The organism is Williamsia muralis, assembly GCF_051487485.1.
GTDB classification, from domain to species: Bacteria; Actinomycetota; Actinomycetes; order Mycobacteriales; family Mycobacteriaceae; genus Williamsia; species Williamsia muralis_B.
The window spans coordinates 523,317-537,534 of sequence record NZ_JAHVCV010000001.1 but is presented as its reverse complement, the minus strand read 5'-3'; the positions used below and the strand labels follow the sequence as shown (position 1 = coordinate 537,534).

Sequence of the window (14,218 nt, the reverse complement as noted above, 5' to 3'; positions counted from 1 at the left end):
CGGTCGTGCCTACCCGGTGTCGATCAGCGGTAGATCTCGGCGTAGATGGCTTCGATCTCTCCCGCGTCCGGAACTCGCGGGTTGTTGGCGGGCGACCCCGACTCCAGAGCCTGCTCGGCCATCAGTGCGGACAGTCCGAACCAGCGGTCGCGGTCGATGCCACATTCGCCCGGAGTGGGAACCGCGAGGTCGCGACACAGATCGACGATGGCATCGACCAGGCGTTCGGCGGCCAACTCGTCCGAGGTGCCCGAATCTGCGCACCCGAACGCGCGAGCGCAATCGGCGTATCGCGAGATCGCAGCCGACAGGGAGAACCGGGTGACCGCGGGGAACAGCATGGCATTCGATAGTCCGTGCGCGAGATGGAAGTGCGCCCCGATGGGTCGGCTCATCCCGTGGACCAGGGCCACGCTCGAGTTCGAGAACGCGATCCCCGCCTGCGTGGAGGCCAGCATCATCGCTTCCCGGGCCTCGCGATCGGAGCCGTCGGTGTAGGCCCTGCGCAGGTTCCGGCCGATGGTCGCGATCGCCGAAAGACTGAATCCGTCGGAAAACGGGCTGTTCTTCCGGCTGACGTAGGCCTCGACCGCATGAGTGAGCGCATCGATACCCGTGTCGGCGGTGAGACGCGGCGGCATAGTCATGGTGAGCTCAAAGTCGACGATCGCGGCCACCGGCAGGAACGCCCGGCCGATGCACAACATCTTCTCGTCGCTGTCACTGTCGGTGATGATCGTGAACTGGGTGGCCTCCGAACCACTGCCTGCCGTGGTCGGCACGGCGACAACCGGGAGGCCGGCGCGGTCGTTTCGCACGGGCGCCTTGTAGTCACGCATCGTGCCGCCTTCGACGGCGAGCAAAGCGAGAGCTTTTGCGGTGTCCATCGGACTGCCCCCGCCGAATCCGACCAGGAGGTCGGCACCGTGGTCGCGCACTGCGCGGAGCCCAGCGTCGAGCGAGGCCGTCGTGGGGTCTGGCACGGTTCCGTCGAAGTACACCGCATCGAGGCCGGCCTCGATCAGTGCGCTGATCAGCTGATCAACCCGCCCGCCGCCTGCAAGGTAGCCATCGGTGATCACCATCGGCCGCCGCGATCCCAATCCGGTCACCACGTCGACCAGCTGATCGAGTGCGCCCGCCCCGATTCGCATCTCGCGCGGTAGACCGATTGTGCTGACCAATGGCTGAATCCTTTCGGCACGGGGTGTTTCAGTCACCCACTGTGGAATGCGGACGTCGGCGACCGCTTTGTACGACCACCCTATTGCGGCGACGCCCATCCCGACCTGCAGATCGCCGACAGCGGCCCGTCGGACCTGGTCAAACGACCCACATCGGCCTGTAGCGGTCCAACCGCGCGCTCGATGCCGGTCCCGATCCACCGCAGCTTGAGTACTGCGCCCATACGTGTTTAGCTGTGCACCACCGGGGTATGTGATCGTTATCACTGACGACCCGCGGGACCACGAGTTGACGAGGGGAGATCGGGTGGCAGCCTCGACCGACAGCGGCAGCGGCGTACCGGTTTTCGATCGCCGGCCCCGGTCATGGCCAGGCGCCGAGCCCATCAATGTCGGAGCACGATGCATCACCACCGGCATCAGCGTGCTCGCTCTGTTCCTTCTTTTGCTCGCCCTGATTTTTGTCGCGTAACCGCCACTTCAGCCGACTATGGTCGACCGCAAATGCGGCACCCCGGCACCTGTGAAACCCCCCAGCACAACCCCCGCAAACCTCAACCGGGCTTGAGGCGCATTGCTCACGTCCTATTGCACAACCCAATCTCCTGAGCAAGGGTGGAAGTTGCACTCGAGGGATAGATCCCAGAGGACATCAATAAGGGGGCACGCGTGTCCCCACATAGTGAGAGGAACAATGTGTCTGAATACACCTTGCCGGATCTGGACTACGACTACGCAGCTCTCGAGCCGCATATCTCCGGCAGGATCATGGAGCTGCACCACAGCAAGCATCACGCCACCTATGTGAAGGGCGTGAACACCGCATTGGAGAAGTTGGCGGCTGCGCGCGAAGACGGCACCATCGCCGACAAGGTCTTCCAGCTGTCGGCCAACCTGGCCTTCCACCTCGGCGGCCACACGAACCACTCGATCTTCTGGAAGAACCTGTCGCCCAACGGTGGCGACAAGCCCGAAGGCGAACTGGCCGCGGCAATCGATGACCAGTTCGGCGGGTTCGACAAGTTCCAGGCGCACTTCACCGCTGCGGCAACCACTTTGCAGGGCAGCGGCTGGGCGATCCTCGGATACGACACCATCGAGGGCAAGCTCGTCATCCAGCAGCTCACCGACCAGCACGGCAACACCTCGGTGGGCCTGATCCCCGTGGTCATGCTCGACATGTGGGAGCACGCCTTCTACCTCGACTACCAGAACGTCAAGCCTGACTACGTCAAGGCATGGTGGAACGTCGTCAACTGGGCAGACGCCGCGGAGCGTTTTGCCAAGGCACAGGCACAGGGCTCCGGCCTGATCGTGCCCGCATAAGCACTTTCGTACAGCCCTTTTCGCAGGCGGCGGTCACCCCACTCGGGTGGCCGCCGTCGGCGTCTTCGGCCTTAGAGGGAAACTTCCTGTTAACCGCCGCGATTAGCACTCGAGTCGGGTTGTGTGCCAATCGTTTACCGGGCATGCTGCGAATAGAGTTCGACACTTGGTCAAAGGCGACCTGAGCAGAGGAACTTCCGGCAACAGGAGGTAACCATGAGCGAGGACGCCACCGGCCATGAAATGTCGCGGTCCGGGTCGATACCCATCGGACTGACCCCGTTCCACCGCCACGGGGAGCTACGCGGAATCCTGATCTCGGGCCGCTGGCCCGACACCACCCTGGAGTGGACACAGACCCTCGTCGCATCGGTGCGCATCGCCTGCCGTCCGGGATTTCTCCGCACCACCACCGTGTTCAGCGTCATCGAGGACAAACCAGAGGTGTGCGACCCCGACACCGTCGGGTTGATGCTCGCCGTCGGCAGCGTGATCGACAACAACTTCACCGAGGCCGGCCCGTTCCACACGCCGCCGCCCGCGTTGTTCATGCTGCATCCCCCGTCCGAGACTCGACCGTCCCTGCCGGAATGTTCGGACGTTGCCTCGGGGTGCGTGCTGCTGCCAGGACTCCCCGAACTCGGCCTCGAACACCGCGCGGGCTGGGCCGAGGCCGAAGCCGACGGCACCGTGGTGACCCTGCGCAACCAGGTAGGTCTGGATCTAGGAACCGACCCTGATACCGCTGTCCTGGCGATGCTCCTCGCTGCTTGAGGGGTTGTGTGCTGGTCGGGAAACCGGCCGATGCTCGGTCTACAGGGCGAGCAAATCCGAGTTTCCTGAGCGGTAGACCTGGCCCGCTCACGAAACCGGCCGACGCTCGCACTACAGACCGAGCAAACGCGAGTTGCGCGAGCGGTGAACCCCGCCCGCTCGGGAAACCGGGAGCCGCTCGGTCTGCGGAGCGAGCGACGCCAAGTTGCACGAGCAGTAGACCTGGCCCGCCCACGAAACCGGCCGACGCTCGGACTACGGGGCGAGCAAACGCAAGTTGCGCGAGCCGGCGGCTGGGCCCGCTCGGGAAACCGGGCGGCGCTCGGTCTGCAGAGCGAGCAAACGCGAGTTGCGCGAGCCGGCGGCCGGGCCCGCTCGGGAATCTGGCAGCCGCTCGGACTACAGACCGAGCAAATCCCAGCCACCCGAGCGGCCAAACCAGCCCCCGCCCACCTATGTCCGCACGTCACAGCCTCGCGGCGAACCTTCCGCGAATCACCGGGTAAGGGAACCCTAATGTTCGGGTACCCAAACTTTTGAAAAAGGGCTCCCTACCTGCATAAATGCGGCCATTCGATCAGTTGCAAACCGTCGTGAGCGGCGCTTACGTTGGTCTGGTGATATCCGCACTCCTGGTCAGCTTCGGCGTGATCTTCGTGGCCGAACTCGGCGACAAGTCCCAGCTGATGGCGATGACGTACGCCATCCGTTACCGCTGGTGGGTTGTCCTGCTCGGCATCACGGTGGCTACCACCGCCGTGCATGCGGTCTCTGTTCTCTTCGGACACGTACTCGGTCTCTCGATCCCCACCGACCTGATGACAATCGTCGGCGGACTGGCGATGTTGCTGTTCGGCTTCTGGACCCTGCGCGGCGACAGCCTCGACACCGACGAGTCCGACAAGGCCGACCGGGTGAAGAAGTCGGTGCTGTTCGCGGTGATCGGATCGTTCTTCCTCGCCGAACTCGGCGACAAGACCATGCTCGCCACCATCACCCTGGCCACCGACCACAACTGGGTGGGTGTCTGGATCGGATCGACCGTTGGCATGGTCGCCGCCGACGCCCTGGCCATCGCCGTCGGCGCGGTCCTCGGCCGCAAGCTCCCCGAGAAGGCAATCGCATACGGCGCGGCTGCACTCTTCTTCGTCTTCGCCGCGTGGCTCACCACCGACGGCCTGGTGACCGCCAACAACTTCATCGTCACGATGGCCACCATTACCGCCGTCGCCATGATCGTCAGCGCCGGCACCTGGTATGTCCACAGTCACCGCGAGCAGAACCGGGCGGCCGAACGCGAACGACTCCTCGCCGAGCCCGAACCGGAAGCCGGCCTTCCCGGTGAGCACCCCGTCGGCCTCGTAGCCGAGCGACCTGTCGCCACAGCCACTGACTAGGGTGATCCCAGCGGGCTGAACAACCCCCGCGGACACTTTTTAGAAGGGACGGCATCAGTGGAGATCTCAGGATCAGCGGTATTGGTCACCGGAGGAGCATCGGGACTGGGCGCGGCAACAGCAAAGCGCTTCGCCGATGCCGGGGCGGTTGTGTTCGGGCTCGACCTGCAGCCTTCGATCGACAAGGCGACCGCGGTGGACGGCGTCACCCTCCTGGCGGCTGACGTGACCAGCGAAGCCGATGTCGAGGCAGCGCTCGACACCATCGCCGAATCCGGCGCCCCGCTCCGCGTCGCTGTGAACTGTGCCGGTGTCGGCTGGGCCAGCCGCATCCTGACGAAGAAGGGCCCCCACGAGCTCGACCTGTTCAAGAAGGTCATCGAGATCAACCTGGTCGGCACCTTCAACGTGATGCGTTTGGCCGCCAACCGGATGCAGAGCCAGGAAGTGGTGGACGAGAACGACCAGCGCGGCGTCATCATCAACACCGCGTCGGTCGCGGCATTCGAGGGACAGATCGGGCAGATCGCCTACACCGCATCCAAGGGCGGCGTGCACGCCATGACGATCACCGCTGCCCGCGACCTCGCGCAGGTGGGCGTGCGGGTCAACACGATTGCCCCGGGCACCATCAACACCCCGATGCTCGACGGCATCACCCCGGAGTTCAAGAAGACGCTCGAAGCCGGTATCCCATTCCCCAAGCGCCTCGGCGATCCGAGCGACTACGCCAAGCTGGCCGCGTTCATCGTCGACCACGACTACCTCAACGGTGAGACGATCCGCATGGACGGCGCGCTGCGGATGGCTCCGCGCTGACCGCAAACGTCACCACCAACTGAACACTCGGACCGGACCGGCCTTCAGCCGGTCCGGTTCTGTTTTTGCCGCGACGACACCGAGTTCTGCCGCGACGGACCGGAGCTGCGCGACAGTTCCCGGGATATCCGGAGAAGCGGTGCGGCGTCGCTGTCGAGGTCGTCGCCGGCGCCCGCGAGCACCTGCCGAACCGCCCCGGCTGAACCGCCGAGGTCGACGTAGGTTTGCACCGCGTCACGCAGCGCGGTGGCCTGGGCTGCCGATTCGAGCTCGTCGAAGTCGTCGGGCAGATAAGGGCTGAGCTGCAGGAGCGCGTCACGGATCTCGACCACCCGCCGCTGGAAGAGCCAGATGATCGAACCGTCGAATGCACCCTGCGGCGGCGACGGCAACACCACCCCCGGTAGTGCCGAGGTGGTTAGAGCCCATAGCGGCTCGAGTTCCCGGTACTGACTGCGGTGCCGGCGATCGTGGAGGAACGACATCACTCGCGCGCGCACCAGCGGGTAGCAAATGCCGGCGAGGAACAGCACCGCCCCCAGGCCAGCCAGTACGGCGGCGACGTTCAGCAGCACATCCAGGTGGGCCACATGCAGTCCGGCGGTGACGACATAAAGCGTCTGTATCAGCGCCGCGACCCCTAGCAACCCCAGCCCCGTCGACAGAATGATCAGGGAATGGCGGAGATATCCCTCGGCATGACGTACGTATCGCCCGATCGACACCACGCAGGCCGCCATCCCATACGCCACGTAGCAATCGGCGATCACGAAGAACAGCGCGTATCCGACATGGTGCACAGTCCAGTCGGACATGTGCTCGGTACGGACCGGCACGGGCGTGGCCAGCATCGCCACGTTGAGGCCGATCAGGGTGACCACCAGCGGGATTGCTTCCACGCCGGCACGCCGCTGCCGCTGTTCCTCGGTTGTCCCGTACAGAAAGACGACGACCAACGCGGCGACACCGATCGCGAGTAGGCAATAGATCGACAACCGGTCCGCGCCTGGGAAGAAGTCGTCGTTGAGCCACCGCCGTACGCGGGGGTTACTGACCACAAAGGCGAGAGTTGTCGCCGAGATGGCGACGGTCATCGCGACCGGCTGCAGACCGGCGGCTTCCCTGCGGAGGCGGTCGATACGCCAGCACAGTGCGAGGGCGAACAACGCCAACGCGATGGCGTTGACTACCCCTACAACCATCCGTTGTGCCCCCCGAGGATGCTTTGGATTCCCCGTAATCCATCATGGCCGGCCGTCTTTCCGACGCCCTGGGTGGCTTTTGCCGCCCATTCTCCTATCAGTGTTGCCAAAAACTCCGCTTCCCATTCACGTTCATCCGAATAGCACGTCCGACTCAGTGCATCGTCGGTGTTCTCGCCACCTGCCGGACTACTGATGAGCCGGTTCTCGACCTGGTCGATCAACTGGTGACCTGCGATGAGGTGGCCGAACTCGTGGATGATGATCTGATCGCGGTGGAGCTTGGTGGTGGCAGCCTGACAGAAGAAATAGTCCGCGTCGGCCGCCACCAACCAGACTCCATTCGGCATTCCGGCCGGCATCGGGTGCGCAACGATCTTGATCGGCCGACCACGCCGCGCGCCGTACAGATCGCAGAGTTGTTCAGCGTCGAGAGGCAGATCCAGGTCGAGACCGCCGAGTTCGCGGCGGCACAATGCCCGTAGTTCGCGCTCGGATCGCATGCTCCATCTTAAGACGGAGCCCCCGCGATCAGTCTGCGGCTTCGTGCCTTTCGACCACTCGAAGTCCTGAATGGCCATGCCCCAATTCGGGTTCGGCCGACTTGAGCAGGTCGGGCGGGTCGGCGGGCAGACCCTGCTGAACTCGGAGGACCTTGATGAGTTCGTTGACCACGGTGACCGAGTCACTCGACAGGCCGGCCAGCCGGAACGCGGCGAGCTGGACATTGCTGTCGGCCTGAAGCCGCATCAGGTCGATCTGGTCGCGGGTGCGCTGGGCGGCCCGATCTTCCAGGAAGTAGTGGACGTCGACGCCGAATGCCGCCGAGATGCCCTCGACTGTGCGGAACGACGGCGACTTGGCCTTACCCGACCGGAGCTGGCTCAAATAGGACTCACCGAGACGAAAGCCCAGTTCAGTGGAGCGATTGGCGATGGCTTTGGCGCTATAAGCACGACCGTTGGGGCCCGGGACCGTTCGGAACAGCTCTTCCAGACGTCGCGCGAACAGACCGGGATCGAATGCGTTCTCGGTGTCTGCTTGGTCCATGTTGTCGGTCATGCCACGCTCCACGCGCATTCTCCGTGTGCCTCCCAGTGAGGGCCGATCACCGAACGGAGACCAGCCAGAAGTATGAAATTCACTACTCCGCACGCCGTGTTTGCCATATGGTAGCTTACAGCCTTGAGGCAGCCAAACAGCTTCACGCTGCGCGGAGTCGGTCTTCGGTACTTCACTTTCGGACTCGTTCGACGCTGATCGAGCCCACCTGAATAAACCGTGAAGATGCCGAAAATTCAATAGCCCGCCCCTGGTGATTTCCGGACTGGAGGAGTCGATGCCGAAGCATCGCGTGATGCGCCCGACCACGGTGTGGTTCTCGGTGCTCGTCGCGTCGCTGGGGTTGGTGGTCGGCGGCATTCTCCTCGCCCTGACCTCGCCGTCCGCAGCTGCTGATCCCGAAGTCCCGCCCGAGGTCACTGTGACGTCCCGGCCCGGCTCCGACACGACTCCACCGGTGAACTCCGGAAACGGCAACGCCGACCACACTCCGGGAGTGAAGAGCACCGAGACATCCCGGGTGCCGGCTCGATCCGCCACCGGCCCTACACCTGACCTCGGTCAAGGCGACGGCAACAGTGGTAACGGCAACAACGGGAACGGGAACGGCAACACCGGTGCCCCCGGGAACAACGGCAACAACGGTACCGACGACGGTCTCCCCACGGCCCCGACCGCCGAACTACCCGGAATCGAATTGCCGGCCATCACGATTCCGAATCTTCCGATCCCGGGCCTGCCGATCCCCGGTATGCCGGCACCGGACGCATCAACCTCCCCGGTGCCTGGCTCCCCGACACCTGGCTCTCCGACACCTGGCTCTCCGGCGCCGAGTACCGGGACGCCCGAACTGACCCCAGGTGACTCCGAATCGGCTGTCCCACAGGGCGACCCGCTGTCCGACCCGAGCAACCCGCCCGCTGCCACACCAACCGCGTCGTCCTGCCTGATGGGCGCCGGGACCGGTGGCGGCTGCGCGGGCGCCGAGGTGGCTCGCGATCTGTCGCCTGCCGGACTGCTCGTCTTGGGTTCGGTCGCCTTGTTCGGTAGCGGCGCATTCCTCGAGTCGCTGCGCAACGGCCGCGGCTGACTTCTCACTTCTTCAGCGGGCGGCGGGATCAATCCGGGGCGTAGGCACCTCATCGTGCCCGGGCGCGGCATCAGGGACGGGCACGCCAGCAGGCACGGGTAGATCCGAACCCAGCGGTACCTGTTGAGCTGCGGTGGTTGTCATCCACTCGCGCAACGCCTTTGTCGCGCGCACATCGTCCTCGTTGTACTCGAGCAATCTCACCCGCTGGCTCTGATCCACCTCTTCGCCGTCGCGGCCCACTGCCCGCCGATACCACTGCATCGACGCCTCACCACCGGCTTCGTCGTCGCGCCAGTGGAAGCCCGCGTGAGGCGCCACCTTCTTGAGTCCTTTGCCCTCGGGGCTGAGGAAGTTCCCGCTGACGGCCTCGTAGATGTCGACCCAGTGCGGTGAGTTGATGAACTCCTGCACGGTTTCACGACTCGGCACACCGGGCGATCCCGCGAACCTGTCAGCCGACCCGAGGAGCCAACGATTCTCGGCCTGCTGCGAATAACAGTAGGCCGCAAAGGTTTTGCCCTCACTCAGGGATTTGTCGCGTTCGTCGATCAGCCACTGCCAGAACTCGGCGAACGAGCGGGCCTCGTCCTGGGTGGGCAGCGGTTGCCAGGTGACGAACGGGCGGTATCTGACCTCTCGGGCGGGATCGGTGTTGTCGGTGAGCAACGTGCCCCAGAGGTAGGCGCCGTCGTCCTGGTAGCTCTCCATGTCGACGTCGACCTCCACGTCGGCCCGCGCCACCTGCACCTCCGGCATTCGCCGGATCAGCGTCACCTGTGCCAGCCAGGCACGCGCCAACAGGACCGAATCAGCGAGGCTGTTGCCCGGCCATCCGTCGGGCACGGGACCGTCATAAGCGGCCAGTTCGTCCACCGTGCGCACGCCCACCGTCGCGAGCAGTTGGGTCAGATTGCCGTTGACCACCAGGCTCACGTCGCGTGCCTCGTGCAGTTCCGGCCCACACATGGACCACCACGCGCAGTTGCGGCACTCCCCGATCCGCGACGGCGCCGTTGATATCCGGCCCGCGGCGATGCCGGCCCGACGCTCCAGAAGCGCGTCGTACCGGACCAGCGTGTCGGTGAGGTCGAGGACCACCATGCAATCGGTGTCGAGGCCGATCACCGCGCCGACCGGTTTGCCCGACCCCGGGTCGACTCCTGCGACCCCGAGCGCCTCGAGCATCCGGTACAGCTGCGCCAGCCGAACGGTGTCCCGCGAGTTGCCGCGAACCTTGCGCGTCTCGTCGAGCATCGGCTGCCAACTCCACACCGGGCTGGTCACCGCGCCCGATCCGGGGTCGGAGGCCTTGTGATTCACCACGATGACGGGCACGTAACCCGACGTCCGTTGCGGATTGTCCATTCGGATCAGCAGTTCCGCCCACCCGCGGCGGCCGCCGGCCACGTCGTCGGGCAGGGACGCGCCCCAGATCCATCGGGCACCCGAGGCGATGGCCGCCATGGTTCGCTCGGCCCGCTGTCGACTGCCGCCGCCGCTGCCCACGTCGGCCCAGCCGCTGAGTTCGATCGAATGGACCGCATGGAGCATGTCGCGCACACGTTCACGGTGCTCGGTCGCCGCTTCTTTGCGCAGCGTCACCGCGGGGTCTTCGGCGACCTTCTCTGAGCCGGGGAATCGGGAATCGAGGGCAAGCCGATGTTCGCAGCCGCTCAGATCCCTGGGACTGAGCAGCGGCGGTCTTGTCGGGCCGGATGGCACCGATGAACGAGTTGCCATCCACACCATCCTCTCCTCACCGATCTGGGGCACCTGCCGTACCCCCGCTATGTAATGCTTGTACCGCAACTGCAGGACAATTTCGTCAACCGCCGACGGCGATGCTCGACCAAGCTAACGAGAGGTCCCCAACGCATGGGTTTGTTCAGTTCCGGACGCAAGAGCCGGGCACAGCGCAAAGCTGAGGCCAAGGCCCTCAAGGCGAAGGCCAAGCTCGAAGCCCGCCTCGAAGACAAGTCCGGGCGCAAGTTCGCCAAGGAAGAGCTCAAGCAGCAGCGCAAGCTCGCCAAGAAAGCGCGCAAGGCGCAGGCCAAGTCTGACAAGAGAGCACTGAAGATCGCCGACAAGACGAACTCGGCGAGCGTCAAGATCGCGCAGGCCAACGCCAAGGCGGTCGCCGATGGCAAGGTTCTCTCGCCCGCTCGGGTGAAGCGATATCTGCAGGTCGCCAAGGTGCTGTCGCCGATCCTGGTGCCCATCGCCTACCGCGCCAGCACTGCCGCCCGCGAGCAGATCAGCCGGATCCAGGCCGATCGCGCAGGTGTCCCTGTTGCCGAGCTGAACAAGTACAGCGGCCACGGCGCCGCTCTGTCGGCCCGCATCGCCGGTGCCAACTCCTCGTTGCAGACCCTCACCGCCAAGCATCCGTCGGACGCCGAGACCAAGACCTTCGCGTCCACGATGAACCAGCGTCTGTCGGACCTGTCCACCGCCGTTTCGGCAGCCGAACACATGCCCGCCGCACGGCGCCGCAGTGCGCACGCCGCCATCAGCCGTGAGCTGGCCGCCATCGACGCCGACCTGCTGGCCCGCCTCGGAGTGCGTCCCTGACCGCTCTGGCCATCCTCCTGACCGCCCCGGCGCTGGCAATTGCTGCCCACGGGGCGGCTTCAGGCGTTTTTCCTGACTCCGCGGGAATGTTGCTGCTCCTGCTGGTCGGAGTCGTCGCGGCCACCCTGTGTCGTCGACTGAACTCCCCGCTCGCTCTGCTCGCGGTTCTGACCGGCGCCCAGATCGCCGGGCACATGCTCCTCTCGGCCACCGCAGACCCGATGGCCCATGCGCACGGGTCGCAGACGCTGATGTTGGTGACCCACCTGATCGCGATTCCGGTGTGCGCGCTACTCATCGCCGGCGGCACCTCGCTGTACGGGGTGATCACGTCGGTCCTGGCTGTCGTGCGCCGTCTCCTGGGCGACCCGGTTGCCGAACTCGGGAGTTCGAATCTTCCTCCCTCACCACATCTACGACCTCTGGTCGGGGTGTTCGCTCCTGGCGGGACAGGGGTTCGGGGTCCACCGGCGAATTGATCTTCGCCCACACCCTTCATCCGCCCGAGCCCGTAGATCGACACGGTCACCCGGGTGGGTTTCACCCATCTCCGTTAGGAAACATCCATGTCTTTGTTCAAGCGACGCTTCCGTCTTCTCGGTGCGTCACTCGCCGCCGTCACGATGGTCGGTGGCCTGAGTCTGCTGGGCGCCGGTTCGGCCTCGGCTCACGTCACTGCGGCCGGTGACGGTCTCACCCAGGGTGGCTACGGCGTCATCACCTTCCGGGTCCCCAACGAGTCGGACACCGCCAGCACGGTCGCGCTGACCGTCGCCCTTCCCAACCTGACCTCCGCCCGCACCGAGCCGTTGCCCGGTTGGACCGCCGAGGTGAAGAAGGACCCGGCGACCGAAGCGGCCACTGAGGTGACGTGGAAGGTCGCCGACGGCAACCCCGGAATCCGCCCCGGCGAGTTCCTCCAGTTCCGGGTGTCCGGTGGGCCCCTGCCGGAGCAGGCGACGGTCACGATGCCCGCAACGCAGACGTACTCCGACGGCGAGGTGGTCCGCTGGGACCAGCCGGCCGTCGAGGGTCAGCCCGAGCCCGACAAGCCCGCGCCCACGGTGACGCTCGGCGCCGCAACCGCCGACGGTCACGCCGATACGGCGACTCACGAGGAAGACACCCAGACCGCCTCGGAGAACTCGGCGTCCTCGGACACCGACAGCACCGACGACACCGCGCGCTGGCTGGCCGGTGCCGGAATCTTGCTGGGCGCGTTGGGTATCGGTGTCGCAATCGGCGCCCTGGCGCGTAAACGCCAATGAGACGAGATTCCATGCGGCGTCTGACCTTCTCCATCGTCGCGCTGATGATGACCGTTCTGGCGGCTGTGGTCTGGGCACCGACGGCGTCGGCTCATTCGGCGCTGATCGGATCTGATCCGGCCGATGGCGCGCCGCTGGCGGCCGGTCCGGCGGCGGTCACACTCACCTTCAACGAGCCGGTGCAAAAGAATTACGCCGTGCTGAAGGTGGTCGGGCCGGACGAGCATTACTGGCAGGACGGCGAACCGACGGTCACCGGCCGTACGGTCACCGTCCCGGTGCGCGAGTTGGGGCCGACCGGCACGTACCTGATCAACTACCGGATCACGTCGGCCGACGGCCATCCGGTGGAAGGTCAGCTCGATTTCGAGCTCACCGTCGCTGGCTCGGGAACTCCGGGCCCTGCGGTGGACGCCGACGATTCCTCGTCATCGGGAATCCCGGTGTGGCCGTTCATCGTGGGCGGTGTCGTGGTGTTCGGTGCCGGCCTGGCGTTTGCATTGCGTCCCCAGCGGAAGAAGTAGCGAACAGTGACGACCGCGGGCGCGGTGCGGCGCGAGTGGTTGCTCGTCTCCGTGCCCGCGGTCTGGCTGGGCTTGTTGCTGGCCTGGGCGCTCGCGCGTCCCGCCGGTCCTGAAGCCGAATCAATTGCTGGGGCCGTCGCCCTACTCGCCGGGATGACCGTGCTCGGGCTCTCCACCGTCAAGCTCCTCGGCGGCGAAGGGCTCACCCAACCGGTGCTGCGTCTGGCATCGGTGCTCGCTGCGGTGTGGGCGGTGTCGCTACTGGTCGGTGCCTGGCTGGGTGCCGCCGAACGGACGGGGCTCGCACCGCACGAGGTGGGCATCAACGACTTCTTCCGGGTCAGCGGCACCACCGCCGGTCTGATCGCAGCGATGTGCGCGCTGGCGGTCACCTTGTTCTGCGCGGTCTGGATCCGGTATCCGAGTCTGATCGCGCCCGAAGCCGTCGGCGCCCTCGCCGCGTTGGGTCTGTTGATCGGACCAGTCACCGGGCACTTGGGACAGCTGACCGGTGGAGCATTGCTCATCGCCGTGCATGTACTCGCGGCGAGCTGGTGGTGCGGTTCTCTCGCGGCTCTTGCCCTCACCGTCCGCGGCCGAAAGGGCTGGGCAACCGTGCTGCCCGTTTTCTCGCGCTACGCGCAGTGGCTGGTGCTGGCACTGATTGTCAGCGGTGTGGTCGCTGCCGTGCTGGAGTTGGATTCGATCAGCGAGGTCTGGTCCACGGGTTACGGCCGGATCCTGCTTGCGAAGTCGGTGGGCATGGTGGCGTTGCTTGCGGTGGCTGCCGATCAACGGCGGCGGTGGCTGCCTGCGGCCAACAACCATCGCAGTTCCGAACAGGCGTCGCTGCGGCGCGCGATCGTCGAGGTGCTGCTGATGGCGGTTGTCATCGGACTGGCCGCCGGGCTCGGGACCACCGCACCCAGCTGAGCCGAACCCGCCGGAACCGGGCATGATTGACGACGGCGCAGCCACGTACACGTGACGTCGCCCCG

16 protein-coding genes are annotated in these 14,218 nt (G+C 65.6%); 11 read left to right on the top strand and 5 right to left on the bottom strand.

From position 1 onward, the window contains the following. Positions 1–23: 23 nt before the first annotated feature. Positions 24–1,184 (bottom strand): iron-containing alcohol dehydrogenase, encoded by a 1,161-nt coding sequence (locus KXR83_RS02640; RefSeq protein WP_437423467.1) that lies wholly within the window; start codon positions 1,182–1,184, stop codon positions 24–26. 307 nt (positions 1,185–1,491) lie between these two features. On the opposite strand from KXR83_RS02640, the gene KXR83_RS02635 reads away from it, so the two are divergent. The 5 genes from KXR83_RS02635 (at position 1,492) to KXR83_RS02615 (ending at position 5,500) form a co-directional block, all read left to right on the top strand. Continuing rightward, positions 1,492–1,656 (top strand): hypothetical protein, encoded by a 165-nt coding sequence (locus tag KXR83_RS02635; protein ID WP_157366777.1) that lies wholly within the window; start codon positions 1,492–1,494, stop codon positions 1,654–1,656. A 224-nt stretch (positions 1,657–1,880) separates the two neighbouring features. Next, the gene (locus KXR83_RS02630; RefSeq protein ID WP_030167355.1) at positions 1,881–2,510 is read left to right on the top strand and encodes a superoxide dismutase; all 630 of its coding nucleotides are present in this window, start codon (positions 1,881–1,883) and stop codon (positions 2,508–2,510) included. A gap of 216 nt (positions 2,511–2,726) precedes the next feature. Beyond that, entirely contained in the window at positions 2,727–3,284 is a 558-nt protein-coding gene (locus tag KXR83_RS02625) for a hypothetical protein (RefSeq protein WP_023955086.1), read from the top strand. A 617-nt stretch (positions 3,285–3,901) separates the two neighbouring features. Beyond that, entirely contained in the window at positions 3,902–4,681 is a 780-nt protein-coding gene (locus tag KXR83_RS02620; protein ID WP_437423466.1) for a TMEM165/GDT1 family protein, read from the top strand. 57 nt (positions 4,682–4,738) lie between these two features. Then, positions 4,739–5,500 carry an SDR family oxidoreductase gene (locus tag KXR83_RS02615; protein ID WP_437423465.1) on the top strand — a complete coding sequence of 254 codons (762 nt, stop codon included), beginning with the start codon at positions 4,739–4,741 and terminating at the stop codon, positions 5,498–5,500. Positions 5,501–5,544: 44 nt separating this feature from the next. Here KXR83_RS02615 and KXR83_RS02610 read toward each other — a convergent pair whose 3' ends face one another. The 3 genes from KXR83_RS02610 to KXR83_RS02600 are packed head-to-tail and all read right to left on the bottom strand — an operon-like array spanning position 5,545 to position 7,764. Then, complete coding sequence (locus KXR83_RS02610; protein ID WP_437423464.1) at positions 5,545–6,702, bottom strand: MAB_1171c family putative transporter; 1,158 nt, start codon at positions 6,700–6,702, stop codon at positions 5,545–5,547. Continuing rightward, positions 6,693–7,205 carry a hypothetical protein gene (locus tag KXR83_RS02605; RefSeq protein WP_437423463.1) on the bottom strand — a complete coding sequence of 171 codons (513 nt, stop codon included), beginning with the start codon at positions 7,203–7,205 and terminating at the stop codon, positions 6,693–6,695. The genes KXR83_RS02610 and KXR83_RS02605 overlap by 10 nt, the downstream gene beginning before the upstream one ends. A gap of 28 nt (positions 7,206–7,233) precedes the next feature. After that, the gene (locus KXR83_RS02600; RefSeq protein WP_247206809.1) at positions 7,234–7,764 is read right to left on the bottom strand and encodes a helix-turn-helix domain-containing protein; all 531 of its coding nucleotides are present in this window, start codon (positions 7,762–7,764) and stop codon (positions 7,234–7,236) included. Between the two features lie 277 nt (positions 7,765–8,041). Between KXR83_RS02600 and KXR83_RS02595 the strand changes: the two genes are divergently transcribed. Continuing rightward, positions 8,042–8,854 carry a hypothetical protein gene (locus KXR83_RS02595; protein ID WP_437423462.1) on the top strand — a complete coding sequence of 271 codons (813 nt, stop codon included), beginning with the start codon at positions 8,042–8,044 and terminating at the stop codon, positions 8,852–8,854. A 12-nt stretch (positions 8,855–8,866) separates the two neighbouring features. Here the strand turns inward: KXR83_RS02595 and KXR83_RS02590 are convergent, their stop codons facing one another. Then, on the bottom strand, positions 8,867–10,597 hold the full coding sequence (locus KXR83_RS02590; RefSeq protein WP_437423461.1) for a TM0106 family RecB-like putative nuclease: 1,731 nt from the start codon (positions 10,595–10,597) through the stop codon (positions 8,867–8,869). 135 nt (positions 10,598–10,732) lie between these two features. Here KXR83_RS02590 and KXR83_RS02585 point away from each other — a divergent pair, with 135 nt between their 5' ends. The 5 genes from KXR83_RS02585 to KXR83_RS02565 all read left to right on the top strand — a co-directional run bounded on the left by KXR83_RS02585 (position 10,733) and on the right by KXR83_RS02565 (position 14,153). After that, positions 10,733–11,428 carry a DUF6474 family protein gene (locus KXR83_RS02585; RefSeq protein ID WP_437423460.1) on the top strand — a complete coding sequence of 232 codons (696 nt, stop codon included), beginning with the start codon at positions 10,733–10,735 and terminating at the stop codon, positions 11,426–11,428. A gap of 86 nt (positions 11,429–11,514) precedes the next feature. Next, entirely contained in the window at positions 11,515–11,907 is a 393-nt protein-coding gene (locus KXR83_RS02580; protein WP_437423459.1) for a YtxH domain-containing protein, read from the top strand. Between the two features lie 87 nt (positions 11,908–11,994). Beyond that, the gene (locus KXR83_RS02575) at positions 11,995–12,696 is read left to right on the top strand and encodes a YcnI family copper-binding membrane protein (protein WP_437423458.1); all 702 of its coding nucleotides are present in this window, start codon (positions 11,995–11,997) and stop codon (positions 12,694–12,696) included. Between the two features lie 11 nt (positions 12,697–12,707). Beyond that, positions 12,708–13,220, top strand: coding sequence for a copper resistance CopC family protein (locus tag KXR83_RS02570; RefSeq protein WP_437423457.1), 513 nt, complete (start codon positions 12,708–12,710; stop codon positions 13,218–13,220). A gap of 6 nt (positions 13,221–13,226) precedes the next feature. After that, positions 13,227–14,153, top strand: a complete 927-nt coding sequence (locus tag KXR83_RS02565) for a copper resistance D family protein (RefSeq protein WP_437423456.1) — start codon at positions 13,227–13,229, stop codon at positions 14,151–14,153. Positions 14,154–14,218: the final 65 nt, after the last annotated feature.

What these genes read in the sequence shown, in the direction of transcription:
- KXR83_RS02625 (WP_023955086.1), top strand. Translation starts at nt 2,727, where the DNA reads ATGAGCGAGGACGCCACCGGCCATGAAATGTCGCGGTCCGGGTCGATA.
- KXR83_RS02610 (WP_437423464.1), bottom strand. Translation starts at nt 6,702, where the DNA reads ATGGTTGTAGGGGTAGTCAACGCCATCGCGTTGGCGTTGTTCGCCCTC.
- KXR83_RS02605 (WP_437423463.1), bottom strand. Translation starts at nt 7,205, where the DNA reads ATGCGATCCGAGCGCGAACTACGGGCATTGTGCCGCCGCGAACTCGGC.
- KXR83_RS02600 (WP_247206809.1), bottom strand. Translation starts at nt 7,764, where the DNA reads ATGACCGACAACATGGACCAAGCAGACACCGAGAACGCATTCGATCCC.
- KXR83_RS02595 (WP_437423462.1), top strand. Translation starts at nt 8,042, where the DNA reads ATGCCGAAGCATCGCGTGATGCGCCCGACCACGGTGTGGTTCTCGGTG.
- KXR83_RS02590 (WP_437423461.1), bottom strand. Translation starts at nt 10,597, where the DNA reads ATGGCAACTCGTTCATCGGTGCCATCCGGCCCGACAAGACCGCCGCTG.
- KXR83_RS02585 (WP_437423460.1), top strand. Translation starts at nt 10,733, where the DNA reads ATGGGTTTGTTCAGTTCCGGACGCAAGAGCCGGGCACAGCGCAAAGCT.
- KXR83_RS02580 (WP_437423459.1), top strand. Translation starts at nt 11,515, where the DNA reads ATGTTGCTGCTCCTGCTGGTCGGAGTCGTCGCGGCCACCCTGTGTCGT.
- KXR83_RS02575 (WP_437423458.1), top strand. Translation starts at nt 11,995, where the DNA reads ATGTCTTTGTTCAAGCGACGCTTCCGTCTTCTCGGTGCGTCACTCGCC.
- KXR83_RS02570 (WP_437423457.1), top strand. Translation starts at nt 12,708, where the DNA reads ATGCGGCGTCTGACCTTCTCCATCGTCGCGCTGATGATGACCGTTCTG.